Origin of the sequence: Agrobacterium sp. CGMCC 11546 (genome assembly GCF_013365515.1) — a bacterium.
Taxonomy (GTDB): Bacteria; Pseudomonadota; Alphaproteobacteria; order Rhizobiales; family Rhizobiaceae; genus Agrobacterium; species Agrobacterium fabrum.
In genome coordinates this window covers 521,342-545,064 of the sequence record NZ_CP047387.1, presented here as the reverse complement: position 1 = coordinate 545,064, position 23,723 = coordinate 521,342, and the positions used below count along the sequence as shown (strand labels likewise).

Below are 23,723 nucleotides of genomic sequence, written 5' to 3'. Positions count from 1 at the left end.
ATTGCAACGCAGGAAGACGATCCATGAAAACGGCAACAATTCCTTCGCTGCGGGTGACAGCGGATTTTCGCGAGGCAGCCGAAAGCGTGCTGAAGGACGGCGAGACGCTTTCGGCATTTATGGAAGAAGCCGTGCGCAAGCAGGTGGAAATCCGTAAATCTCAGGCGGAGTTCATCAAGCAGGGGCTTGCAGCGCGCGAAGAATCCAAGCGAACGGGCGTCTATCACAAAGCCGAGGACGTTCTTGCAGAGCTGAAGGCTATGCTTGACGAAAAGCTTGCTGAAGACAACGACAAGTGACATTTCAGGTTTTTCTTGCCGACAGAGCGCGCGACAATATAACACGCCTCTATGCACATCTCCTTCGCCAGGACAAATATGCGGCGAAGCGAGCCTACAGGGCCATCGAAAAAGGAATTGCCGCACTTGCGGATTTTCCGCTGAGCTGCCGGAAAGTAGATGCAGAAAATCCCTTTCTGAGGGAGTTTCTTATTCCATTTGGCTCGTCAGGCTATGTCGTTCTTTTTGAGATAGAAAGTGCCGAGAAAGTAACAATCCTCGCGATCCGCCACCAACGCGAAGATGATTACCATTGATCCTCAGCGGTCGCTGACGGCCGCGCGCGGGTTCGCCCACGGCTCCTGATTGGAGCGCGGCAGCGGGGTTTTGCCAAGGATGTGATCAGCCGCCTTTTCGCCGGTCATGATCGAGGGGCCATTGAGGTTGCCGTAGGTCACATGCGGGAAGATCGAGCTGTCGGCGACCCGCAAGCCCTCCACGCCGATCACCCGGCATTCGGGGTCGACGACCGCCATCGGGTCGTCGCGGTCGCCCATCCGGCAGGTTCCGCAGGGGTGATAGGCGCTTTCCAGATGCTCGCGCAGGAAGGCGTCGATCTGTTCGTCCGTCTCGATGTTTTCACCCGGCTGGATTTCCGGCCCGCGAAAATCGTCGAAGGCTTTCTGGCCGAAAATCTCGCGCGTCAGGCGCACGCAATGGCGGAATTTTTCCCAGTCTTCCGGGTGGCTCATGTAGTTGAAGCGGATTACCGGGTCGTCATGCGGATCGGCGGAGCGCAGGGTGACGTTGCCGCGCGATTTCGACAGGTTGTAACCGACATGCGCCTGAAAGCCATGGCTTTTCGCCGCCGCCTTGCCGTCATAAGAGATGGCGACGGGCAGGAAATGATACTGGATGTCAGGCTGTTTCAGACCGGGTGCGGAGCGCAGGAAGGCGCAGGCCTCGAACTGGTTGGAGGCACCGAGCCCGCCTTTCGACAGCAGCCATTGCGCACCGGCCACGCCCTGCCAGAACCATGGCAGCCATGAATAAAGCGAGACCGGCTTGGTGGAGACCTGCTGGAAATAAAACTCCATATGGTCCTGAAGATTGGCGCCGACACCGGGACGATCCGCCTTCACCTCGATGCCCATGTCTTTCAGATGCGCGGCGGGGCCGATGCCTGAGAGCATCAGCAGTTTCGGCGAGTTGAAGGAGGAGGCCGAAACGATGACCTCGCGATTGGCCTTTACGGTTTCAACCCCACCCCTGCGCTCGATCTCGACGCCGACGGCACGGCCATTCTCGATGATGACCTTGCGGGCAAACCCATTGACCAGCGTGACGTTGCCGCGTTTCAGCGCCGGTTTAAGATAGGCATTGGCGGCCGACCAGCGGCGGCCATTGTGGATGGTCTGCTCCATCAGGCCGAAACCTTCCTGTTTGGAGCCGTTATAGTCGTCCGTCAGCTCGAAATCCGCCTGCGCGCCTGCCTGAATGAAGGCGTGAAACAGCGGATTGCTGACCGGCCCGCGCTGCACATGCAGCGGCCCATCCGTGCCGCGCCAGCCCTCTTCGCCACCATGGCTGTGCTCCATGCGCTTGAAATAAGGCAGGACATCCGCATAGGCCCAGCCCTGCGCGCCAAGCTCTTCCCAGCGATTGAAGTCCTCGGCATGGCCGCGAACGTAAACAAGGCCGTTAATGGAGGACGAGCCGCCGATGACCTTGCCGCGCGGGGCGGTGATGCGGCGGTTGTCGAGATTGGGCTCGGGCTCGGAGAGATAACCCCAATTGTAGCGTTTCATGCTCATCGGCCAGGCAAGTGCCGCCGGCATCTGGATGAAGGGGCCGAAATCCGAACCGCCAGCTTCGATGACGATGACAGAATAACGGCCGTCTTCCGACAGGCGGTAGGCAATGGCGGAGCCCGCAGAGCCGGAGCCGACGATGACGTAATCTGCTTGCATGATCTGTGCTCTCCGATGAGCGGTTGTTCAAAATGGCGGTGGTTCAAAATGATTGTCGGCGGTTGGGGCTCACCCCCCTCTGTCCTGCCGGACATCTCCCCCTCAAGGGGGGAGATCAGCAAGCGGCGCTACCGCCACTTCATTCGCAAAGGTTGAGATATGCGAGACCTCGCCGCATATCGATCTCCCCCCTTGAGGGGGAGATGCCCGGCAGGGCAGAGGGGGGTAAAGCCCCACCCTTCAACCCTCAATAAGGTGCATCCACCTTCCCCGTGCTGACATAAACCGTTTTCAACTCGCTATAATGCTCCAGCGCCGCCGCGGAATTCTCCCGTCCGAAACCGGATTGTTTCGAGCCGCCAAAGGGAATTTCCACCGGGCAGAGATTGTAGGTGTTGATCCAGAGCGTGCCCGCCTCCAGTCGATCCACCACACGGTGGGCGCGGGCGAGGTCGGCGGTGAAGACGCCGCCGGCAAGGCCGAATTCGGTGGCGTTGGCGCGGGCGAGAACCTCGTCCTCATCGTCGAAATCCAGAACGCACATGACAGGCCCGAAGATTTCCTCGCGGGCGATGGTCATGTCGTCGGTGACATCGGCAAACACAGTCGGCTGAACATAGGCGCCCTCACCCGCGACATTATTGGGAATGCCGCCGCCGGTGATCAGCGTTGCACCCTCTGCCTTGCCCTTTTCGATATAGGACAGAACCTTTTCCTGCTGGGCCTTGGAGACCAGCGGGCCGAGATGGGTGGCGTAATCCAAGGGGTCGCCGAGGATCATCGCCTCGGTGCGGCGTTTCAGGTTTTCGAGGAAACGCGCCTTCGCCTTTTTCTGCACGAAGACACGCGTGCCGTTCGAGCAGACCTGGCCGGAAGAATAGAAGTTGCCGAGCATGGCCCCACCGACGGCACTTTCAATATCGGCGTCGTCGAAGACGATCATCGGCGACTTGCCACCGAGTTCCATCGTCACATGTTTCAGATGCCCGGCAGCGGCGGCCGCCACCTTGCGACCGGTCGGCACCGAGCCGGTGAGAGAGACCTTGGCGACATCGGGATGATTGACTAGAAGTGGGCCGGTATCGCGATCACCCTGAATGACGTTGAAGAGGCCTTTTGGCAGGCCCGCCTCGATCAGGATTTCGGCGATCTTCAGGGCACCGAGCGGGGTGTTTTCCGAGGGCTTGAAGACCATGGCATTGCCGGCGACGAGGGCCGGTGCAGCCTTCCAGCAGGCAATCTGCTGCGGATAGTTCCAGGCGCCGATACCAACGCAGACGCCGAGTGGCACACGCTTGGTATAGGCGAAATCGCCGCCGAGCGGGATGTAATCGCCATTCAGCGCCGAAGGTGCGATGCCGCCGAAAAACTCGAAGGCATCGGCGCCGGAGGTGGGATCGGCGACGATGGTTTCCTGGATTGGCTTGCCGGTATCCAGCGTCTCGAGCGTGGAAAGCGCATCGTTGCGTTCGCGCATGATATCGGCGGCGCGCTTGAGGATGCGGCCGCGGGCCATGGGGCTCATCGCCGCCCATTCTTTCTGGGCGCGCTTGGCCGAGGCGATGGCGCGCTCGACGATGGCGGGCGTTGCCGCATGCAGTTTTGCAATCACCTCGCCCGTTGCAGGGAAGATGCTTTCGAACGGCGTGCCGGTATTGTCCTCGACATAATCCCCGTCGATGAAATGCGAGGCTTTCGGCTGCGCCTTGAGCGGCGTCGCAATGGTCATGTCGAAGTCTCCTAGAGAGTGCGGATGGACGGCTTGGCGCGCTGTCCATCGGGAAAGGATTTGAGCTGCATGTCGAAATAATCCTCGACAAGCGTCGGCGCGGAAGCAAGGCCAAGCGGGGCGGAACGCAGGCTGTGGCGGATATAAAGCCCGTCGATCAGGGCGGCTGCCCCTTCGGCGATACGCGCGGCATCGTCGGGCGGGCAAAGCCGGTTGAGGCTCGCCATGAGATTGGAGCGCAGGCGGCGGGAATAAATGACCAGCAGGCGGCGCGTTTCTTCCGAGCGCTGCGCCTCGACGTAAAAGGCAAGCCAGGCCGCCACCGTTTCGGGCGTGAACTGGTCGCTCTGGAAGGAGACGTGCACGATGGCGCTCAGCTTTTCACGCGGACCGGAGGCGCGGATCAGCGCCGCCACGGCATCGCGCCTCAGATCACGCAGCAGGCTGCGGATGGTTTCCAGAAGCAGTTGCTGCTTGCTGCCGAAATAATGATGCGCAAGCGCTGCCGACACGCCCGCTTCCCGGGCGATATCAGACATTGTCACATTCAGTGAACCATGGTGGCCTATGGTGCGCAAAGCCGCATCCACAAGCGCCTTGCGGCGCAAAGGCTCCATTCCGATCTTGGGCATAAGCGTCTCCTTGACGGATGGCAAATTATTCTTGATTGATTGATCAATCAATAAAAAATGCGCCATTTTATGTCGCGGATTTGCGATGGATCATATTTTCCGCCGCGGGCCGTCGCTATGATCGTCAGGAAGCACGCGAGGCAGCTTGAAATCTCCGTGCCCCGGCGGGCTCACGGGGGAAAAACTAAACCGTGATATACTGCGAATTGGGAATGAGACGCGTTTCGTGGTATGGTGTCTGGTGATACAAATTTCGCTGGAAGCGGCGCCAGACGAAAACATAAGAACGCCCGCACATAGACCGTAATGGCAGCCTTCTCAAAAAGTCTGCCGGAATTCTAAACGACGGTTAAGGGAGTGATATCATGCCAATGGTGACAGTATCGATTTCCCCGGAACAGGCAGCAAGAATGCGCGAAGCCGTGAACTGCGGGGCTTATGCTTCCGGCAGCGAGGTTGTGAGGGAAGCGCTGAGATTATGGGCGGCATCGGCCGCACATGGCACAGGCGCAAAGTCCACACAACCCGTCGAGGCAGACCGGGAACGTCTGAACGTGGCGGAACTTTATGCCGCGCATAGCGGGCATATCCGCCGGGCATGAGACCCGGCACTGCGGCCCTATGTAATTGCACGGGGCCGTTACAAAACCTTCATTAAAGCTTCACAGTCGTGAAAGCTTTTGTTGACCTGTAATCTGCAATTGTTCACCGCAAAAGAGACGGGATCCCCCAAGGTTAGCCATCGAGGGGACGGACAATAGCGGAGAAACAGAAATGCAGGCCGTCGCGCTAGAGAACGATGTCATCAGGCGTTTTGCCTCCGGGCAGATGTTTCCGATGGCGAAACTGGTGCTGGAAACGGCGTTCCAGCCGATTGTGGAAGCGACGACGGGCACGATTTTCGGTTATGAATCGCTGATGCGCGGCCATGACCGGCTTGGTTTTTCCAGTCCGCTGGCGCTTCTCGACCAGGCCGCCGCGGATGGTGAGTTGAAGGCCTTCGAGCAGATGCTGGCAAGCCGGGCGCTCGCGAAATTTTCCACCCTGCCCGACTTCTCCTCCGCCACGCTTTTCCTCAATCTCGATGTGCGGCTCATTCCGCATGGCGATGTCATTCTGGACAAGCTCGTCGGCCATCTGGCCCGGGCGGGCATTCCCGCCTCCTCCATCTGCTTTGAGCTTTCCGAACGGTTCGACAATACCAGCGTGCCGGAATTTACGTCGCTGATCGCCCGCATGCGCAAGGAAGGCTTCAAGCTGGCGATCGACGATTTCGGCGCCGGCCACGGCGAGATGAAGCTGCTCTGCGACTTCCCGCTGGATTACCTCAAGATCGACCGGCATTTCATCTCCGGTATCGACCATCTGCCGCGCAAGCAGCATCTGGTGCGCAACATCGTCAATATCGCCCATGTTCTCGGCGTCAGGGTGATTGCGGAAGGTATCGAAACGGAAGCGGAATTCCTCTCCTGCCGCGAATTCGGCGTCGATCTGGTGCAGGGCTGGCTGATCGCCAAGCCGACGGTCTTCACCAGCGAATTGCCCGAAAGTTTTCCGCACCTCAACCGCGTGGGCGTGGCGCGACGCAACAGCCAGACGCTGGACGAGATTCTGATCCGCCGGGAAATCGAGCGCCTCCCTACCGTGTTCGAACATGACAGCGTCGACAGCGTCTTCGAACTCTTTCGCAGAAATCCGCAGCAGGCCTTCTTCCCGGTTCTCAACGCCAATGGCGAACCGCGCGGCGTCATCAACGAATATCACCTCAAGGAATATATCTACCGGCCCTTCGGCCGCGATCTGCTCAAGAACAAGATCTATGAGCGCACCATTTCCCATTTCGTCGATCCTGCGCCGATCGTCGGCCTCGATGCGGATGCGGACCAGCTGATGAACATGTTCGCCAGCATGGGTGGCAGCGCCTGCATCATCCTGACCGAAAACATGCGGTATGCCGGCATCGTTTCGGCCGCGTCGCTGATCAAGGTGATCAATGAAAAACAGCTGAAGATGGCGCAGGACCAGAACCCGCTGACGGCGCTGCCCGGCAACCGCGCGATTGGCGGCTTTATTGCCGACAGTTGCAGTGACGGCGACGAGACGCGCTTCTTCTGCTATTGCGACTTCGACAATTTCAAACCCTTCAACGACAAATACGGCTTCAACGCCGGCGACCACGCCATCACCCTGTTTTCGGCGCTGATGCGCCGCTATTTCTTCGCTGGCGACTGCTTCCTTGGCCATATTGGCGGCGACGATTTCTTCATCGGTGTGCGTGACTGGTCGGTGGAGGAACTGATGGAAATCCTCGAGCGGCTGCTCAGCGATTTTCACGACGACGTCGCCGGGCTTTACTCCGACGAAGACCGTGCCGCCGGATGCATGAAGGGTCAGGATCGCAACGGCAATGAACGGGATTTTGCGCTGCTGCGCTGCTCTATCGGCGTTCTCACTTTGCCGAAGGGATCGATCATCGCCAATCCCGAGCGGATCGGCAGCGAGATTGCGAGCGTCAAGGCGGCCGCGAAGGAGAACGAAGGCGGCCTCGTCGTCAGGGTATTCGGCGAGGCAAATTGACACCAGCGACAAACGGACTCCTTCCCTCAAGCTCACATCTGACCTACATCTTCAGGTGACGCCGACAAGTGAGGAGTTGCCCCTACCCATGTCCGACACCAAGACCCTGCCCGAAACAATGCGCTTCATCGATCTTCCGTCCCATGGCGGCCCGGAAGTGATGCAGTCTTCAAAAGCACCTTTGCCGAAACCCGCCCGCGGGGAGATGCTCGTTAAGGTCGAGGCGGCGGGGGTTAACCGTCCAGACGTCGCGCAGAGACAGGGCATCTATCCGCCACCCAAAGGTGCAAGCCCCATCCTCGGGCTGGAAATCGCCGGCGAGGTCGTTGCACTCGGAGAGGGCGTCGATGAGTTCAAGCTCGGCGACAAGGTCTGTGCGCTCGCCAATGGCGGCGGTTACGCGGAATATTGCACCGTTCCCGCCGGGCAGGCCCTGCCCTTCCCCAAAGGTTACGACGCCGTCAAAGCTGCCGCACTGCCGGAAACCTTCTTCACCGTCTGGGCCAATCTCTTCCAGATGGCTGGCCTGACGGAAGGTGAGACCGTTCTCATCCACGGCGGTACCAGCGGCATCGGCACAACGGCGATCCAACTTGCGAAAGCCTTTGGCGCTGAGGTTTATGCCACGGCGGGCTCAGCGGAAAAATGCGAGGCCTGCGTGAAGCTCGGCACTAAGCGCGCGATCAACTACCGCGAGGAGGATTTCGCCGAAATCGTGAAATCCGAAACCGGCGGCAAGGGCGTCGATGTCGTTCTCGACATGATCGGTGCGGCCTATTTCGAAAAGAACCTTGCGGCCCTCGCCAAGGATGGCTGCCTCTCCATTATCGCCTTTCTGGGTGGTGCGACAGCCGAGAAGGTCGACCTGCGGCCGATCATGGTCAAACGCCTCACCGTCACCGGCTCCACCATGCGCCCCCGAACGGCCGACGAGAAGCGCGCCATCCGCGATGAGCTTGTCGAGCAGGTCTGGCCGCTCATCGAAAGCGGAAAGGTCGCGCCTGTGATCAACCGCGTGTTCACGCTGGAAGAGGTCGTGGACGCGCACCGGTTGATGGAAAGCAGCAATCATATCGGCAAGATCGTGATGAAGGTGTCGTGACGAGTGCCTCTTGCATTAATGACGAATCGTACTACCTTCTAATTATGTTCAACGTATCGGAAGGAGGTGATCCAATGTCTAGTGAGATTTCGGTCTCTGGTGCAGGCAATGGAAAGGGTGGTTTTGCGACGGGGCAACCCTCGGCGTAAACTTCTTTGCCTTCGGAACGTTGAGAAACAGTCCCGGGTCTGTAAACAAGACCAAACTCATGGAAGGGTCGCTTCGGCGGCCCTTTTCCGTTTCTGCATATTGCTTCGTCGATTGGAGAAACCCGCGCCTCGAATGCCGGTGCGGCTCTCTCGCGACGAGAAGAACTCCTTTCAGCCCAAGGACTTGAGTTGGCTGGATACCAGCTCAAGGCCGGTATGGCGGAGAACTAAAGGATGTCTGCCTAAACTGTGCAGCGGTTTTGGGAGACATGCAAAAAAAGATCTGAAGCGCGTCGCATAAATCACATCACAGTACACCGCAGTGAAATCATCGACGGTGCTGGGTGTCGTTACCCCCCTCTGTCCTGCCGGACATCTCCCCCTCAAGGGGGGAGATTGGCAAGAGGCTTTCTCGCTGCTTCATTCTCAACCGTCGAGAGGTGCGAAACCTTGCCACGGAACGATCTCCCCCCTTGAGGGGGAGATGTCCGGCAGGACAGAGGGGGGTAACGACACCCAGCACCGTCGATGATTTCAACCGCGGTGTACTGTGATCTGATTTATGCGACGCGCGTTAGAGAGCGACAAATCAGCGACCGTCGTTTACGGTCACCTCTCCCTATTTCTTGCCAAACACCTTCCACCGGGTCGGGCGAAAACGCAGCTCCGCACCTACCGCCACGGCAGCGTTGAGCGGCACTTCGATTTCGAGGTGATAGGGCTCATGGCCGTTATTGGCAATGTCGATTTCGGCGATGCGGGTGCCCGCGAGGCGGCGACAGGTGGTGACCTTGCCGTAAAGCGCATCCTTCTCGTCCGTCAGCACCACATCTTCCGGGCGGAAGAACAGCTCGCCCTCGCCTGTGCCGCCCTCGTTTATACCGATGCTTTCGCCCTGGAACAGCACATGGCCGTCCCGGATCGTCACGGGCAGGCTGGAGGATTCGCCAATGAAGGAGAAAACAAAAGGAGAGTTGGGTGTATCGTAGACATCGTCTGCCGTGCCGACCTGTTCGATCTTGCCCTGGCTCATGACAACGACGCGGTCGGCGAGTTCGAGTGCTTCTTCCTGATCATGGGTGACGAAGACGGTGGTATGGCCGGTGCGGTCGTGGAATTCACGCAGCCAGCGGCGCAACTCCTTGCGCACCTTGGCGTCGAGTGCGCCGAAGGGTTCGTCGAGAAGCAGCACCTTCGGCTCGATGGCGACGGCGCGGGCAAGCGCCACGCGCTGGCGCTGGCCGCCGGAAAGCTGGGTCGGATAGCGTTTTTCGAGGCCGGTCAAATGCACCATGTCGAGAAGCTCGGATACGCGCCTACGGATTTCTGCCTTGGGCGGACGGGTGGCGGAAGGGCGCACTTTCAGGCCGAAGGCGATATTGTCGGCAACCGTCATGTGGCGAAACAGCGCATAGTGCTGAAACACGAAACCGACATTGCGCTCCTGCACGGTGCGATGCGAGGCATCCTCATCGCCGAAATAGATATGGCCCTGCGTCGGCTGTTCGAGTCCGGCGATCAGGCGCAACAGCGTCGTCTTGCCGGAACCGGAAGGACCGAGCAGTGCGATCAGCTCGCCCGAGCGTATATCGAGCGACACGTCGTTCAGCGCCGGAAACCGATCGAACTGCTTGGTGATGCCGGAAACTTTCACTTCCATGAAGATGCCTTTCAATGCTTGCCGGCTGCGTTGCCCGCGCCAAAGCGTATTTCGAGAATGGTTTTGAGAACGAGCGTCACCAGCGCGAGGCCTGCAAGCAGTGTCGCTACGGCGAAAGATGCGCCGATATTGTACTCATTATAGAGTATCTCGACATGCAGCGGCATGGTGTTGGTCTCGCCGCGGATGTGGCCTGATACGACGGAGACGGCGCCGAACTCGCCCATGGCGCGGGCGTTGCAGAGCAGCACACCGTAAAGCAAGCCCCATTTGATATTGGGCAGCGTCACATACCAGAAGGTCTGCCAGCCGGATGCGCCAAGCGAAATCGCCGCTTCCTCGTCGCCATTGCCCTGATCCTGCATCAGCGGGATCAGTTCGCGCGCGACGAAGGGAAAGGTGACGAAGATGGTAGCTAGCACGATGCCCGGGACCGCAAAGAGGATTTCGATGCCGTAACTCTTCAACCATGGTCCGAGCACGCTGTGAGCGGAAAACAGGATGACATAGACGAGGCCCGATATGACCGGCGAGATCGAGAACGGCAGGTCGATCAGGGTGATCAGGAACGCCTTGCCCTTGAATTCGAATTTGGCGATCGCCCAGGCGGCGGCAACCCCGAAAACGACGTTGAGCGGCACCGAGATGGCGGCGACGAGCAGCGTCAGGCGGATGGCCGACAGCGCATCTGGTTCGACGATGGCATCCCAGAAGGAATCCGCGCCCTTGCGGAAGGCTTCGAAGAAGACCGAGACAAGCGGCAGCACCAGGAAGGCCGCGAGGAACAGGAAGGCAACGGCGATCAGCGCCAGCCGTGCGGGAAGGCTTTCGCTTGCAGGATCGCGGAATGGCCGGGGCGACGTGCGGGAAGCGGTCTCAGACATAACCGTACCTCTTGCGGCTCCAGGCCTGAATGAGATTGATGAGGAACAGCATGGCAAACGAGATGATCAGCATGATGGTGGCGATGCCGGTGGCTGCCGCATAATTGAACTCCTCCAGCCGGATGACGATGAGGAGCGGTGCGATTTCCGAGACGTAAGGGATATTGCCGGCGATGAAGATAACCGAACCATATTCGCCAACGCCACGCGCGAAGGCGAGCGCAAAACCCGTGAGGATGGCGGGCGTGAGGCTCGGCAGCAGAACCCGGGTGATAGTCTGGAAACGGTTGGCGCCGAGCGTTGCCGCCACTTCCTCCACCTGACGGTCGATCTCTTCCATGACCGGCTGCACCGTGCGAACGACGAAAGGCAGGCCGATGAAGATCAGCGCGATGACGATGCCGGTTGGCGTAAAGGCGATCTTGATGCCGAAAGGTTCGAACAGCGAACCGACCCAGCCGCGATTGGCGTAAAGCGTGGTGAGCGCAATACCTGCCACCGCCGTTGGCAGGGCGAAGGGCAGATCGACGATGGCATCGGCGAAACGGCGACCGGGGAAACGATACCGCGTCAGCACCCAGGCGACGATGACGCCGAAAACGGCGTTGACCAGCGCGGCAATGAAGGCCGTGCCGAAGCTGACACGCAGTGCATTCAGCGTGCGGCTATCGGTGGCAATCGCAATGAAATCTGCAAAACCGAGTTTCGCCGTGGACCAGACAAGGCCGCCGAGCGGAATAAGAATGATGAGAAACAGATAGGTGACAGTGTAACCAAACGTCAGGCCGAAGCCGGGTATGACGCTCGACTGCCGCCATTTCCACCTGTTTCCGGATGTATTATTGCTCATCAAGGCTCCGGATAATCTTTGTTTTGTACATTTTCAGGACAGGAAACCGGGGTCCACTTTTCCTGGAAATGCCCTCTGGGAGCCGGTGTTCCCCGGCGTTTATTATAAAGTATCGACCGGAACAATTGTCCGGTCGATCAGGTTCTTTTCTCTTGTCCCTGCGGACGGGGTGATCGCGTTTCACCCCATCATCCGCTTACTTCGCGGGCTTGTAAATCTGGTCGAAGATACCGCCGTCACCAAAATGTTCCGGCTGCGCCTTGGCCCAACCACCGAAGATCGGGTCGTCGATGGTGACGAGCTTGATATCAGGCAGCTGCTTGAGCAGGTCCTTGGAGACAACGGCGGGATTGGACGGACGGTAGAAGTGTTTGGCCGCAATATTCTGTCCTTCGTCGGAATAGAGATATTGCAGATAGGCTTCCGCCGCCTTGCGGGTGCCCTTGGCGTCGACATTGGCGTCAACCACGGCGACCGGCGGTTCGGCGAGGATCGAGATCGGCGGTACGACGATATCGAAAGCGTCAGCGCCGAATTCCTGACCGGCGAGATAGGCCTCGTTTTCCCAGGCCAGCAGCACGTCGCCGATCTGGCGCTGTGCGAAAGTGACGGTGGAGCCACGGGCGCCGGTATCGAGAACCGGGGCGCGTTTGTAGAGATCACCGACATAGGCCTTGATCTTGTCCTGATCGCCCTTGAACTCTTCGTTCGCCCAGGCCCAGGCGGCGAGATAATTCCAGCGCGCGCCGCCCGATGTCTTCGGGTTCGGCGTGACGATCTGGATATCGCCCTTCACCAGATCTCCCCAGTTATGGATGCCCTTCGGGTTGCCCTTGCGCACCAGGAAGACGATTGTGGAGGTATAGGGCGAGGAGTTGTGCGGCAGACGGGTGCGCCAGTCCTTGTTGATCTTGCCGGAATTCTGGACGATGGCGTCGATATCGCTCTGCAATGCGAGCGTGACGACATCCGCTTCCAGACCGTCGATGACCGAGCGCGCCTGCTTGCCGGAACCGCCATGCGACTGCTGGATGGTGAGGTCTTCACCGGTGTCGGCCTTCCACTTCTTGGCGAAGGCTTCGTTGAAATCCTTGTAGAGTTCACGGGTCGGATCGTAGGACACGTTGAGCAGCTTGGTCTGCGCGGCGGCCGAGCCAACGCCGCCGAGTGCCAGTGAAAGGCCGAGAGCGACAGCGCTCAAACCGGACAGAAGCTTGGACATCGGTATTCCCTCCTGATTGCGATGGTTTAACTCTACTGGACCGGTAGAGTTGGTCAATGAGGCCGAATACGATCGAAAAAGTGTTTCCCGAGAGCGTTTTCCCGGGCAACAAATACAGCGCAGCATAAGCGAAAGGCGCAACAAGCGTCGTGTAAAACTTTGCTGAATGCAAAACCGTTTCACATTTTTGACGATTTTTTGCCGCGATGGCGAAAAATATTATGGGGTTTTAGACAATTTTTTCGTCAGGCCGTCAAAAGCTCGGGCACTTCGACACCCGCCACCGCATCCCCAACGGTGGTGTTGAACAGGATGTTGCGGGTGGCATCGGCCACGCGGGCGAAGACGTGGCGGATCTCGCACTGCTTCTCGCCGTCGCAATCCTCACAACGGCGATAGGCGGTCTGCGACAGGCAGGGCAAGGGCGCAAGCGGCCCGTCGATGAGGCGTAGCACTTCGCCAAAGGTGATGTCTGACGCCGGGCGCGCCAGAAGATAACCGCCCTGCTTGCCGCGCCGGCTTTCGACGATCCGTTCCTTCTTCATTTCGAGAAGGATCTGTTCGAGAAACTTTTTCGGAATGGCCTGTTCGCGGGCAATGTCGGAAATCTGCACGGGACAGCCGCCGTCGGCCTTTGCCAGCGAAAGAAGCGCCCTCAGCGCATATTTTGCCTTCTGCGAAATCATCGTAAAACCAGTAGACCACAAGCCCGGATACCCGGCAATTCCCGCTTAGCGCAGAAGTTGTCACAATTCAAATCCAAGCTGCAAAGAAGGTGAACGGGCATCTTTTGCTCATAGATCGTGCGCGTGAGGCATTTTTGCTCTGAAGTGCAGCCCACAAAGACTGTCATTTCTGTTCGCATAGCCGGATTTCAACAATAATCGGCCATGGAAATCCCGGACGTGACAATGACCATCAATTCAACAAATGCTTCTGCCGATACCGCATCCCTCGACGCCACGCTTGCCGGGCTCGATCTTGCCGGACGTCTTTCTTTCGTTGCCGGCCTCGGCGGGCGCGCGGTCTTCACCACCAGCCTCGGCATCGAGGATCAGGTCATCACCGCCGCCATCGGTACGCATCGTCTGCCGATTGACGTCGTGACGCTGGAAACCGGGCGGCTGTTCAAGGAGACAGTCGATCTCATCGATGAAACCGAAGAACGTTTCGGCATCGAAATCCGCCGCTTCCGTCCCGAACAAGACGATATCGACGCCTATGCAGCGAAGTATGGTCTCAACGGCTTTTACGAGAGCGTCGAAGCCCGCCACGCCTGCTGTCATGTCAGAAAGCTGATCCCGCTTGGCAAGGCACTGGAGGGTGCAGCTTTCTGGATCACCGGGCTCCGTCGCGGCCAGTCCGGCAATCGCGCCGCGACCCCATTCGCCGAGTTCGACGCTGAGCGTAATCTTATCAAGATCAATGCTTTGGCCGACTGGGACATCGAACAGATCAGGGCCTATGTCGCCGAGGAAAACATCCCCGTCAACCCGTTGCATCAGCGCGGTTACCCCTCCATCGGCTGCGAGCCGTGTACGCGCGCCATCAAGCCCGGCGAGCCTGAGCGCGCCGGACGATGGTGGTGGGAGAACGACGAGAAGCGCGAATGCGGTCTTCACGTCGCCGGTGCGGAGCAGACACCCCCCGTTTCCGCCATCCCGCAACGATAATCATTCAGTTCATCTCCCGGAGTTCACAATGTCCAACGCAGTCCACGAGACGGACAGCAAGAATACTGTCGCATCCAAGCCGCCGCTCGATCCGCATCTGAAGGCGCTTGAAAACGAAGCTATTCATATTTTCCGCGAAGTCGCCGCCGAATTCGATAACCCTGTGATGCTCTATTCCATCGGCAAGGACTCATCCGTGCTGCTGCATCTGGCGCGCAAGGCATTCTTTCCCGGGCGCATTCCCTTCCCGCTCCTGCACGTCAATACCGGCTGGAAGTTCAAGGAAATGATCGAGTTCCGCGACAATATCGTGAAGGAATACGATCTCGACCTGATTTCCTACACCAACCCTCGCGGCGCGTTGGAAAACGTCACCCCCTTCTCCCATGGATCGGCGCTCTACACCGACATCATGAAGACGGAAGCGCTGCGTCAGGCGCTGGATGCCGGCCAGTTCGACGCGGCATTCGGCGGCGCACGACGCGACGAAGAGGCGAGCCGCGCCAAGGAACGCATCTACTCCTTCCGCACGCCCGACCATAAATGGGATCCGCGCAACCAGCGCCCGGAGCTGTGGAACATCTATAACGGCATGGTCCGCAAGGGCGAAAGCGTGCGCGCCTTCCCGCTTTCCAACTGGACCGAAGTCGATATCTGGCGTTACATCGAGGCGGAAAACATTCCGCTGGTGCCGCTCTATTACGCTGCCGAGCGCCCCTATATCGAGCGCGACGGCATGATGATCCTTGCCGAGGACGAGCGCCTTGAGCTGCTGCCCGGTGAAGAGATCAAGCATGGCTCGATCCGCTTCCGCACGCTCGGCTGCTTCCCGCTGACCGGCGCCATCCGCTCCGAGGCCGCAACGCTTCAGGACGTCATCGCCGAACTCGAAATCGCCACCGTCTCCGAGCGGCAGGGCCGCGCGATTGACCGCGACCAGTCCGGCTCTATGGAGAAAAAGAAGCGCGAGGGCTATTTCTGATGAGCACTGCCGCCGCCAACACCCCCTCCTCTTCCGCCACCATCCTGCCCTTTGCCGAACACTCGAAGGTGGCGCGCGACACGCGTCCTCTGCGCCTCATCACCTGCGGCAGCGTGGATGATGGCAAATCGACCCTGATCGGCCGTCTCCTCTGGGACACCAAGGCCGTCAAGGAAGACCAGGCCGCCACGTTGCACCGTGACAGCGGCAAGCAGAACGATCTCGGCCTGCCCGATTTCGCGCTGCTGCTGGATGGTTTGCAGGCCGAGCGCGAACAGGGCATCACCATCGATGTCGCCTATCGTTATTTCGCCACCGACCGGCGCGCCTTCATCGTCGCCGATACGCCCGGCCATGAACAATATACCCGCAACATGGCGACCGGCGCTTCCACGGCCGATCTGGCCGTGCTGCTGGTCGATGCGCGCACCGGCATTCTGGAACAGACCCGCCGCCACGCCACCATTGCGGCGCTGATGGGCATCCGGCAATTCGTGCTGGCGGTCAACAAGATCGACCTGACGAACTACGACAAGGCCGGTTTCGAACTGATCGCCCACGAGTTCCGCGATTTCGCCTCCGATCTCGGCATCAAGCAGATCACCGCGATTCCGATGTCGGCGCTGAAGGGTGAAAACGTCGTGCTGTCAGGTAAGGCCTCCATGCCCTGGTATGAAGGCCCGACGCTGGTGGAGACGCTGGAGCTTGCCACCGTCCGCTCCACGCAGTCCGGCGGTTTCCGCCTGCCCGTACAGCGCGTGTCGCGGCCAGGTGAAAGCTTCCGCGGTTATCAAGGCACGGTTGCCGGCGGTTCGGTGAAGCCCGGCGACAGCGTTGTCGTCCTGCCCTCGGGCATGGTCGCCAATGTCAAGCAGATCGTCACCTTCGATCTAGTGCGCAATGCTGCTGTCGCGGGTGATGCCGTCACGCTCGTGCTCGACCGTCAGGTGGATGTCTCCCGCGGCGACATGATCGTTTCCATCGAGGCACAACCGCTGACGGGACTTGCTTTTGACGCGCAGATCGTCGCTCTGCAGCCCGGCGGCATCGAGGCCGGCAAGCGCTACTGGCTGAAAAGCGCCAGTCGCCGCCAGCGCGTCAGCGTCCAGCCCGTCAGCCAGCTCAACCTTCGGGAAGGCGAATGGCAGGCGCATGAGACCTCGCTGCCGATGAACGCCATCGGCAAGGTGCGTCTCTCCTTCGACGAGACGGCGATCTTCGATCCCTATGAACAGAACCGGGCGACCGGCTCCTTCATCCTGATCGACCCTGACACCAACAATACGGTGGCGGGCGGCATGATCTCGGCCAAGCGCAGCACAGGTGCGACGGAGGAACAGGGGGACCGCGTCATCCTCTCCCTGCCCGCCGGTCTGGCGGAAAAGCTGCTGGCCGGAGAACTGCTCGCCAAGCACCGCGACGAGATCGACATCCGCCGCACGGATGCGGCGACAGCTTCACGGCTCATCGGCGATCTCGACTGAAAATCCCCACATGAACGGCAAAAGGCGACCACGGTGTGGTCGCCTTTTTGTTTGGTCCGTCGTCAGATGCGACTTAAAATACGAACATATAAAGCAGAATGATCACGACGACCGGAACGCCCATCGCCCACAGTGCAATACCCTTCAGCATGTTATCCTCCATCGTTGTTATGGATAGATAACGGCTGAGCGCGCTTTCCGATCCATGAGCCCCTGATTTTTACAGGTTGTTTCTCAGTCTTTGGCAAAGCCGTTCGTTCATTTGACGTTCATGTGCAAAAAGCGAATTTGCGCGCGGTCGCTCCGCCAAGCGACCCAACAGAGGCTCGTTGTTCGAGAGAACAGCGGGCCTCTTTTTTGATCGCGACAAATTGATGACCACGACAGCCCCTGAAATTCGGGGCGCAAGGCGATGACGGGTAACTTCTGAGGTTGTGGATCGGAATCGAGGCTTTTAAGACTTTCAGATGTCGCGCGTCCCCTGAAACAAGGCCGCCGCGACATTGAGGCCTGGCGCTTGGCGGAGCGACGGGCCTCTTTCGTTCGGGTGACCGGCTGCGGCGTTTAAAAGCCGGCCGAAACGGGCTTATTGGCGTGCCCATGCTGGCGTTGATGTTCATGAGGCCGCTGCATGCTCGGCATTACCAGCGATAAATTCTAAGGAATATATCTGCACAACGCTTCAGAATTCCAGCAAAGTGCTGCAAACGCATTCTGAAGCCGTGCGCAATCTGTGCGCATAGGCAAAAACGGCTATATTTTAATGGGAAGATAAAACGCCAGAAAGCCTGACACACAAGGCTTCAAGCTGGTCGGAGTGAGAGGATTCGAACCTCCGACCCCGTCGTCCCGAACGACGTGCGCTACCAGACTGCGCTACACTCCGTGACCAGCAGCGCGTCTATAGACCAGCCTCCGGCATTCGACAAGCGGCATATTGCATTTTTTATGACAAGTTTTTGCCGTCCCGTGCAACAGCCCCGTCAAGCACCCGCAGAGTGCGGCGGAAGGGCGGAAAACGTTACAAAAAAGCAATTGTGGCAGGAAATTTTCGTCAAGCCGCACACCTCCCCTGCCCCCCGCCGCCAAATCTGCTAGGGGAACGGAATGACCGGCGGGAAGCCGGACACGGCACAAAGGACATTTCACCATGCTATTTCGCAGCGTAACGCTCGCAGCGTTTGCCATTGCGCTCTCCGCCTGCACCACCTCCACCGGTGGCTCCGCGCCCACATTTGCCCAGAAGAGCCCGGTCGAGACCCGCTGGGTCGGCCAGTCAGCCGGTATTTTCTTCGCAAAATTCGGCCCGCCGCTGAGCGACACGGAAACCGGCAGCTCCACTGTCTATAACTGGCGCGGCGGCTACAAGAAGGCCACCATTCCGGCCAAGTTCGAAGAAGGCAAGGATGGCAAGAAGGGTCGCCAGATCTCGCCGGCCCGCAGCGCTTCGCTCTCCTGCACTGTGCAGCTGGTTGTTTCCAGCGACTACAAAATCACTGCCGTACGCACGGTCTCCGACCGCCCCGGCGTCAACGGCCCGAGCTATTGCGCGGAATTCCTCGCCGCAAACTGAGCTGTCGGCCTCAGAGCGAACACAACAAGGCCCGTCCGCAACGGCGGGCCTTTCACTTTTCCGGGATTATCGTCATTTTTTCGGAAATAAATCGGCACGCAGTAGCGCCGCGCCACCCATCCTGGCCGGCAAAATACGGCCGGGCGCGCTTTTCGCCATATCCGGCCGATAGAACTCTTTCAACCGTTTGAAAGCATCGCCTAATCTTCACCGTGCTGAAAATGACAATTCGCAAACGGCCAAAATTCGCCCCAGCGACCATATGTCCCGGTCAAATTCCCGCAAAAACGCTTGAACTGGAGTAAATGGGCCCGGGTTGTGCCGCCATGCGCTTTGCTATAACGGGGCGATCGGGAGGAGTGTTTTTAACACAAAACAAGAATCAGGTATGGCCGTGACTCCCATCGATCAAGACAAATCCCAGCTCACTGATCTCTCCCATGCATTTCCGCTGAACCGCCGACAGGTTCTGGGCGGCGCGCTCGCCGGAATTGCCGCAGCGGCACTGCCCTCTGCACCGCTTCTCGCCAATATGGCTGCCAAGAAGGTCGATGTGCTCCTCATCGGCGGCGGCATCATGAGCGCGACGCTCGGTGTGTGGCTTCGCGAACTGGAGCCCACCTGGTCGATGCAGATGCTGGAGCGGCTGGATGGCGTGGCGCTTGAAAGCTCCAACGGCTGGAACAATGCCGGCACCGGTCACTCCGCGCTTGCCGAACTGAATTACACGCCGGAAGACGACAACGGCAACATCAAGATCACGCAAGCCGTCAACATCAACGAATCCTTCCAGATTTCCCGGCAGTTCTGGGCATGGCAGGTGCGCAACGGCGTTTTGAAAAACCCGCGCTCCTTCATCAACCACACACCTCATATGAGCTTCGTCTGGGGTGACGAGAACGTCGCCTATCTGGAAAAGCGTTATCAGGCGCTAAAGGCCAGCCCGCTTTTCGCCGGCATGGAATTCTCCACCGATCCGGAACAGATCAAGAAGTGGGTGCCGCTGATGATGGAGGGCCGTGATCCTTCCCAGAAGATCGGCGCAACCTGGTCGCCGCTCGGCACCGACATGGAATTCGGCGAAATTACCCGTCAGTTCGTCTCGCATCTGCAGAGCGACCAGAATTTCGACCTGCAGGTCAATAGCGAGGTCTCCGACATCCAGCGCAATGCCGATGGCAGCTGGCGCGTGACCTATACCAACACCAAGACGGATGCCGAACAGGTGGTGGACGCGAAATTCGTGTTCATCGGCGCCGGCGGCGGTGCGCTGCATCTGTTGCAGATGTCCGGCGTTCCCGAAGCCGATGACTATGCCGGTTTCCCCGTGGGCGGCTCGTTCCTCATCAACGAGAACCCCGATGTGACGATGCAGCATCTGGCCAAGGCCTATGGCAAGGCCTCTGTCGGCTCGCCGCCTATGTCGGTTCCGCATCTGGATACCCGCGTGCTGGGCGGCAAGCGTGTCATCCTGTTCGGGCCTTTCGCCACCTTCTCCACCAAATTCCTGAAGGAAGGCTCCTATTTCGATCTCGTCTCCTCCGTCACGACCAGCAATGCCTGGCCGATGGTGCGGGTGGGCATCGATGAGTACCCGCTGGTGGAATATCTCGCCGGCCAGCTGATGATGTCGGATGACGACCGTTTTGCCGCCCTGAAGGAATATTTCCCCAATGCCAAGCAGGGCGAATGGCGCCTGTGGCAGGCCGGCCAGCGCGTGCAGATCATCAAGCGCGACGAGGAAAAGGGCGGCGTGCTCAGGCTCGGCACCGAAGTCGTCGCCGCCAAGGACGGCAGCATCGCCGGCCTGCTCGGCGCTTCGCCGGGCGCCTCGACCGCCGCGCCGATCATGCTCAGCGTTCTGGAAAAGGTCTTCAAGGACAAGGTGGCAACGCCGGAATGGCAGGCGAAACTGCGCCAGATCGTACCGAGCTACGGCACCAAGCTCAATGACGACCCGGAAAAGGTGCGTGAGGAATGGGCCTACACCGCCGAACACCTGCAACTGCCGACCCCGCCGCAGATCGATCTCGAGGCGCTGAAGGGTGCCGGCGCGGCGCCTGCGGGTGCACCGGTGAAGAAGGTGCCGGATATCGCGCTTTAAGGTTTAGTTGCGATTTGAGGATTGGGCGCCGCGTGTCTTTGGATACGCGGCGTTTTTGTTGGTGTCTTTATGCAAAACTCAGCGCTTAGAGAACCCGACTTTGTTTGAGCAATTTTCGCTTAATGAACCTGAAATAGACAAAGAGCATCACGGCAATTCCACCTCCGATTATAAACGCCCATTTCAAGTCACCGAGATATGCTATTACAACAAAGGCAACGATGGGAAAAACCCAGAAAACCCATTCAAAATCGGGCTTCTTTGGGGGTTGGTTGTGCGATTGGCTGGGTTCTGGTGTTTGGGACACTGATATTCACTCCTGATGTCTGAATTCAGAAATCATAAAAGTGTTGCAGATATCGTAATACACAATCTAAAATTGTATATAACTAGACATTCCCGCGGAAATACTGAGCTATCTATATGATAAATAGAGAAGAAATGGCTGGGGCGCCAGGATTCGAACCTGGGAATGCCGGTACCAAAAACCGGTGCCTTACCGCTTGGCGACGCCCCAACAGGGCAGCGAGAGCGAAACGCCGCTGCCTGAACCGCGCCTGATTAGCAAAGCCTGCCCGGCGCGGCAATGACCCGGCGACCAATTTTTTCACAAAACCCAAGCTTTTTGGGTGCCGGGCCGCAGGCGGCATGATAGGGCTTGGCGATTGTGCGGCGGGCGCCGCCGGCATTTTCGGCATGGCATTCATTCAGGAGGTCTTGATGGCGGACCCGGCATTCGATCTCGATTTCAAGCCGGCCTATGGCGAGGCGGTTCCTGTCGCCCCGCTCATTCAGCGCCTCACCGTCAACAATCCTTCCGCCTTCACCTTCCATGGAACCAACTCCTATATCGTCGGCGACCGCTCCGTTGCCGTCATCGATCCCGGCCCGGAGGATGAGGCGCATTTTCAGGCGTTGATGGCGGCGCTTGATGGGCGCGAGGTGACCCATATCTTCGTCAGCCACACCCATCGCGATCATTCGCCGCTGGCCCGCCGGCTGGCACAGGCGACCGGGGCGCTGACGGTGGCGGAAGGTCCGCATCGCGCCGCCCGGCCGCTGCATGTGGGCGAAACCAACCCCTTTGCCGAAAGTTCCGATATGGCTTTCGCGCCCGACATTACGCTTGGCGACGGGAAGAGCCTTTCCGGCGATGGCTGGACGCTGACCGCGCTGCATACGCCGGGCCACACCGCCAATCACGCCGCCTTTGCGCTTGAGGGCAGCGGCATCGTCTTTTCGGCCGATCACGTCATGGCCTGGGCCACCACCATCGTCGCACCGCCTGACGGCGCGATGAGCGACTACATGGCCTCGCTGGAGCGGCTGCTCGCCCGCGACGACCGGCTGTTTTTGCCCGGCCATGGCGGACCGGTCACCGACCCCGCCGCCTTCATGCGCGGGCTTCGCGCCCACCGCCGCATGCGGGAAAAGGCGGTCCTGAAGCGTATCCGCGACGGCGACAGGCGGATCGCCGATATGGTGAAGGTGATCTATGCCAGCACCGACAAGCGTCTGCATGGGGCAGCGGCACTTTCCGTGCTGGCGCATATCGAGGATCTGATCGAAAAGGGCGAAGTGCGGACGGATGGCGCGCCTTCGCTGCTGGGCGAATATTTTCCGGTCTGACGAGGGTTTTGGCGCGAGACATCTTCGAGGATCGGTCGCCTCATCTCTTTGCTGCGCCGTTTGACGGAATGAGCGGATACCGCCTGTTCTTCTCCCGGGCGGGGAGAAGAAACAGAGGCGATGCAGAGCCCCAATCTTGCCGAAGCTTAGCGGCAGCCAAGCTTTCGGCGTCACGAACTCAATTATCGTTCAACCCTTGCATTTCCGCATCCAGCGCATCGAGATAGGCCTCGGCAATCGCCGCACCCATGCCGAGATCATGCGGACCGTAGCGGGAGGCCACACGCACGTCGACGATGGTGGTTTCCGCCTCTTCCTTGAGCCGGATGAGGATATCGAAACGCAGGCCCCAGAGGCGGGTGCGGGTTTCGCCCTGCATCAGCACCACGCCGCTGCCATTAAAGAAGGTGGGCTGCGGCGCTTCTGCCGGGCGCGCCATGGGCACGGGCACGATGGAGGGCAGGTCTTCCACCGGCGCATCTTCCGTGGGCTGCGTCCTGTCCTGCGGCGGCACGCCAACGGAGGGGGCATCTTCCGCGCCGATCACACCCTTCGTATGGGTAATGCGGATGGACTGGGCTGCGGCCATTTTTTTGGCGGCGGCATAGATACGGTCGATTGCACCTTCATAACGACGGCCGGCTAGGCTCGCGTAAGCCTCCATCTGCGCATCGCGGTCGGCTTTCGTCACGGCCACCGGCCGCACCAGCCATTGCTGGTTGGCGGCGGGTGTGGCCAGCCATTCCGGCACGTCGGTCAGATCAGTGGAAATGTCGTAAATCTTCGGCTGCTGCCAATAAAGAAAGGCACCATAACCAACGACGCCGAGTGGCAGGGCGGAGAGAAGCAGCGCGGCCAGCGCCGAAAGCCCGCCGCGCGCGCCCGTGGTCCACAGCCGCTCCAGGCCGATCAGCGCCAGAAGCACGGCCACGAGAGCAATGCCGGCGGCAATGATGAGCAGCCCGACAAGATCCGGCGTCGTCAACGGCCCGAAGCGATGGATGCCGGCGGCGACAAGAAAAAGCGCCAGCGCCGCAAGACCGAGATAGCGGGAAAGATAGGCTGCCACCGAAAAAGGCCGGACGAAACGCACAGTCATGGAAGCGGATATCCGTTAGATCGCATTGGCTTGAAAGCGTTGCACCCGAATTCTGGCAGGGAATCACCTGCATATGATGTCATAGACCGGATTTGCGGCGAGGAAAACAAAAGAGGGGTTTGATCT

Annotated in this window: 20 protein-coding genes and 2 tRNA genes; 11 read left to right on the top strand and 11 right to left on the bottom strand. The window is 59.4% G+C overall.

Annotated elements, in window-relative coordinates:
• Window positions 1-23: 23 nt before the first annotated feature.
• On the top strand, window positions 24-299 hold the full coding sequence (locus GSF67_RS02735; protein WP_006312252.1) for a YlcI/YnfO family protein: 276 nt from the start codon (window positions 24-26) through the stop codon (window positions 297-299).
• Window positions 296-595 carry a type II toxin-antitoxin system RelE/ParE family toxin gene (locus tag GSF67_RS02730; protein ID WP_006312253.1) on the top strand — a complete coding sequence of 100 codons (300 nt, stop codon included), beginning with the start codon at window positions 296-298 and terminating at the stop codon, window positions 593-595. Before GSF67_RS02735 ends, GSF67_RS02730 begins: the two co-directional genes overlap by 4 nt.
• A 3-nt stretch (window positions 596-598) precedes the next feature.
• Here GSF67_RS02730 and betA read toward each other — a convergent pair whose 3' ends face one another.
• The 3 genes from betA to betI form a co-directional block, all read right to left on the bottom strand.
• On the bottom strand, window positions 599-2,248 hold the full coding sequence (betA, locus tag GSF67_RS02725; protein WP_006312254.1) for a choline dehydrogenase: 1,650 nt from the start codon (window positions 2,246-2,248) through the stop codon (window positions 599-601).
• A 247-nt stretch (window positions 2,249-2,495) separates the two neighbouring features.
• Window positions 2,496-3,977, bottom strand: a complete 1,482-nt coding sequence (gene betB, locus GSF67_RS02720) for a betaine-aldehyde dehydrogenase (RefSeq protein WP_006316369.1) — start codon at window positions 3,975-3,977, stop codon at window positions 2,496-2,498.
• Between the two features lie 11 nt (window positions 3,978-3,988).
• Complete coding sequence (gene betI, locus GSF67_RS02715; protein WP_035216816.1) at window positions 3,989-4,609, bottom strand: transcriptional regulator BetI; 621 nt, start codon at window positions 4,607-4,609, stop codon at window positions 3,989-3,991.
• 365 nt (window positions 4,610-4,974) lie between these two features.
• On the opposite strand from betI, the gene GSF67_RS02710 reads away from it, so the two are divergent.
• The 3 genes from GSF67_RS02710 (at window position 4,975) to GSF67_RS02700 (ending at window position 8,288) form a co-directional block, all read left to right on the top strand.
• Entirely contained in the window at window positions 4,975-5,211 is a 237-nt protein-coding gene (locus tag GSF67_RS02710; protein ID WP_010971177.1) for a type II toxin-antitoxin system ParD family antitoxin, read from the top strand.
• Between the two features lie 172 nt (window positions 5,212-5,383).
• Window positions 5,384-7,186: a GGDEF domain-containing protein gene (locus tag GSF67_RS02705; RefSeq protein ID WP_006316365.1), complete on the top strand. Its 1,803-nt coding sequence runs from the start codon at window positions 5,384-5,386 to the stop codon at window positions 7,184-7,186.
• A gap of 88 nt (window positions 7,187-7,274) precedes the next feature.
• Entirely contained in the window at window positions 7,275-8,288 is a 1,014-nt protein-coding gene (locus tag GSF67_RS02700) for an NAD(P)H-quinone oxidoreductase (RefSeq protein WP_006316364.1), read from the top strand.
• Between the two features lie 768 nt (window positions 8,289-9,056).
• On the opposite strand, the gene GSF67_RS02695 is transcribed toward GSF67_RS02700, so the two are convergent.
• The 5 genes from GSF67_RS02695 to GSF67_RS02675 form a co-directional block, all read right to left on the bottom strand.
• Window positions 9,057-10,097: a sulfate/molybdate ABC transporter ATP-binding protein gene (locus GSF67_RS02695; RefSeq protein ID WP_006310270.1), complete on the bottom strand. Its 1,041-nt coding sequence runs from the start codon at window positions 10,095-10,097 to the stop codon at window positions 9,057-9,059.
• Window positions 10,098-10,108: 11 nt separating this feature from the next.
• A complete protein-coding gene (gene cysW / locus GSF67_RS02690) occupies window positions 10,109-10,981 on the bottom strand; it encodes a sulfate ABC transporter permease subunit CysW (RefSeq protein ID WP_006310269.1) in 873 nt (290 codons plus the stop codon).
• On the bottom strand, window positions 10,974-11,831 hold the full coding sequence (gene cysT, locus GSF67_RS02685) for a sulfate ABC transporter permease subunit CysT (protein ID WP_006310268.1): 858 nt from the start codon (window positions 11,829-11,831) through the stop codon (window positions 10,974-10,976). The genes cysW and cysT overlap by 8 nt, the downstream gene beginning before the upstream one ends.
• 196 nt (window positions 11,832-12,027) lie before the next feature.
• Window positions 12,028-13,053: a sulfate ABC transporter substrate-binding protein gene (locus GSF67_RS02680; protein ID WP_006310267.1), complete on the bottom strand. Its 1,026-nt coding sequence runs from the start codon at window positions 13,051-13,053 to the stop codon at window positions 12,028-12,030.
• Window positions 13,054-13,298: 245 nt separating this feature from the next.
• Window positions 13,299-13,739 carry an Rrf2 family transcriptional regulator gene (locus GSF67_RS02675; protein ID WP_006310266.1) on the bottom strand — a complete coding sequence of 147 codons (441 nt, stop codon included), beginning with the start codon at window positions 13,737-13,739 and terminating at the stop codon, window positions 13,299-13,301.
• Window positions 13,740-13,943: 204 nt separating this feature from the next.
• Between GSF67_RS02675 and GSF67_RS02670 the strand changes: the two genes are divergently transcribed.
• Genes GSF67_RS02670 through cysN form a run of 3 tightly spaced genes read left to right on the top strand, consistent with a single transcriptional unit; the run spans window position 13,944 to window position 17,192 of the window.
• On the top strand, window positions 13,944-14,726 hold the full coding sequence (locus GSF67_RS02670) for a phosphoadenylyl-sulfate reductase (RefSeq protein ID WP_006310265.1): 783 nt from the start codon (window positions 13,944-13,946) through the stop codon (window positions 14,724-14,726).
• 28 nt (window positions 14,727-14,754) lie between these two features.
• Entirely contained in the window at window positions 14,755-15,708 is a 954-nt protein-coding gene (gene cysD / locus GSF67_RS02665) for a sulfate adenylyltransferase subunit CysD (protein ID WP_006310264.1), read from the top strand.
• Entirely contained in the window at window positions 15,708-17,192 is a 1,485-nt protein-coding gene (cysN, locus tag GSF67_RS02660; protein WP_006310263.1) for a sulfate adenylyltransferase subunit CysN, read from the top strand. Before cysD ends, cysN begins: the two co-directional genes overlap by 1 nt.
• An 809-nt stretch (window positions 17,193-18,001) precedes the next feature.
• Here cysN and GSF67_RS02655 read toward each other — a convergent pair.
• Window positions 18,002-18,078 (bottom strand) — tRNA-Pro (locus GSF67_RS02655).
• A 264-nt stretch (window positions 18,079-18,342) separates the two neighbouring features.
• On the opposite strand from GSF67_RS02655, the gene GSF67_RS02650 reads away from it, so the two are divergent.
• Window positions 18,343-18,765 carry a hypothetical protein gene (locus tag GSF67_RS02650; RefSeq protein WP_006310261.1) on the top strand — a complete coding sequence of 141 codons (423 nt, stop codon included), beginning with the start codon at window positions 18,343-18,345 and terminating at the stop codon, window positions 18,763-18,765.
• 388 nt (window positions 18,766-19,153) lie between these two features.
• Window positions 19,154-20,869 carry a malate dehydrogenase (quinone) gene (mqo, locus tag GSF67_RS02645; protein WP_006310260.1) on the top strand — a complete coding sequence of 572 codons (1,716 nt, stop codon included), beginning with the start codon at window positions 19,154-19,156 and terminating at the stop codon, window positions 20,867-20,869.
• 442 nt (window positions 20,870-21,311) lie between these two features.
• Here mqo and GSF67_RS02640 read toward each other — a convergent pair.
• A tRNA-Gln gene (locus tag GSF67_RS02640) sits at window positions 21,312-21,386 on the bottom strand.
• Between the two features lie 203 nt (window positions 21,387-21,589).
• Between GSF67_RS02640 and GSF67_RS02635 the strand changes: the two genes are divergently transcribed.
• On the top strand, window positions 21,590-22,498 hold the full coding sequence (locus GSF67_RS02635) for an MBL fold metallo-hydrolase (RefSeq protein ID WP_035214594.1): 909 nt from the start codon (window positions 21,590-21,592) through the stop codon (window positions 22,496-22,498).
• Between the two features lie 178 nt (window positions 22,499-22,676).
• Here the strand turns inward: GSF67_RS02635 and GSF67_RS02630 are convergent, their stop codons facing one another.
• Window positions 22,677-23,597 (bottom strand): DUF1499 domain-containing protein, encoded by a 921-nt coding sequence (locus GSF67_RS02630; protein WP_006310257.1) that lies wholly within the window; start codon window positions 23,595-23,597, stop codon window positions 22,677-22,679.
• Window positions 23,598-23,723 lie beyond the last annotated feature (126 nt).

What these genes read in the sequence shown, in the direction of transcription:
- GSF67_RS02735 (WP_006312252.1), top strand. Translation starts at nt 24, where the DNA reads ATGAAAACGGCAACAATTCCTTCGCTGCGGGTGACAGCGGATTTTCGC.
- betA (WP_006312254.1), bottom strand. Translation starts at nt 2,248, where the DNA reads ATGCAAGCAGATTACGTCATCGTCGGCTCCGGCTCTGCGGGCTCCGCC.
- betB (WP_006316369.1), bottom strand. Translation starts at nt 3,977, where the DNA reads ATGACCATTGCGACGCCGCTCAAGGCGCAGCCGAAAGCCTCGCATTTC.
- betI (WP_035216816.1), bottom strand. Translation starts at nt 4,609, where the DNA reads ATGCCCAAGATCGGAATGGAGCCTTTGCGCCGCAAGGCGCTTGTGGAT.
- GSF67_RS02710 (WP_010971177.1), top strand. Translation starts at nt 4,975, where the DNA reads ATGCCAATGGTGACAGTATCGATTTCCCCGGAACAGGCAGCAAGAATG.
- GSF67_RS02705 (WP_006316365.1), top strand. Translation starts at nt 5,384, where the DNA reads ATGCAGGCCGTCGCGCTAGAGAACGATGTCATCAGGCGTTTTGCCTCC.
- GSF67_RS02700 (WP_006316364.1), top strand. Translation starts at nt 7,275, where the DNA reads ATGTCCGACACCAAGACCCTGCCCGAAACAATGCGCTTCATCGATCTT.
- GSF67_RS02695 (WP_006310270.1), bottom strand. Translation starts at nt 10,097, where the DNA reads ATGGAAGTGAAAGTTTCCGGCATCACCAAGCAGTTCGATCGGTTTCCG.
- cysW (WP_006310269.1), bottom strand. Translation starts at nt 10,981, where the DNA reads ATGTCTGAGACCGCTTCCCGCACGTCGCCCCGGCCATTCCGCGATCCT.
- cysT (WP_006310268.1), bottom strand. Translation starts at nt 11,831, where the DNA reads ATGAGCAATAATACATCCGGAAACAGGTGGAAATGGCGGCAGTCGAGC.
- GSF67_RS02680 (WP_006310267.1), bottom strand. Translation starts at nt 13,053, where the DNA reads ATGTCCAAGCTTCTGTCCGGTTTGAGCGCTGTCGCTCTCGGCCTTTCA.
- GSF67_RS02675 (WP_006310266.1), bottom strand. Translation starts at nt 13,739, where the DNA reads ATGATTTCGCAGAAGGCAAAATATGCGCTGAGGGCGCTTCTTTCGCTG.
- GSF67_RS02670 (WP_006310265.1), top strand. Translation starts at nt 13,944, where the DNA reads ATGGAAATCCCGGACGTGACAATGACCATCAATTCAACAAATGCTTCT.
- cysD (WP_006310264.1), top strand. Translation starts at nt 14,755, where the DNA reads ATGTCCAACGCAGTCCACGAGACGGACAGCAAGAATACTGTCGCATCC.
- cysN (WP_006310263.1), top strand. Translation starts at nt 15,708, where the DNA reads ATGAGCACTGCCGCCGCCAACACCCCCTCCTCTTCCGCCACCATCCTG.
- GSF67_RS02650 (WP_006310261.1), top strand. Translation starts at nt 18,343, where the DNA reads ATGCTATTTCGCAGCGTAACGCTCGCAGCGTTTGCCATTGCGCTCTCC.
- mqo (WP_006310260.1), top strand. Translation starts at nt 19,154, where the DNA reads ATGGCCGTGACTCCCATCGATCAAGACAAATCCCAGCTCACTGATCTC.
- GSF67_RS02635 (WP_035214594.1), top strand. Translation starts at nt 21,590, where the DNA reads ATGGCGGACCCGGCATTCGATCTCGATTTCAAGCCGGCCTATGGCGAG.
- GSF67_RS02630 (WP_006310257.1), bottom strand. Translation starts at nt 23,597, where the DNA reads ATGACTGTGCGTTTCGTCCGGCCTTTTTCGGTGGCAGCCTATCTTTCC.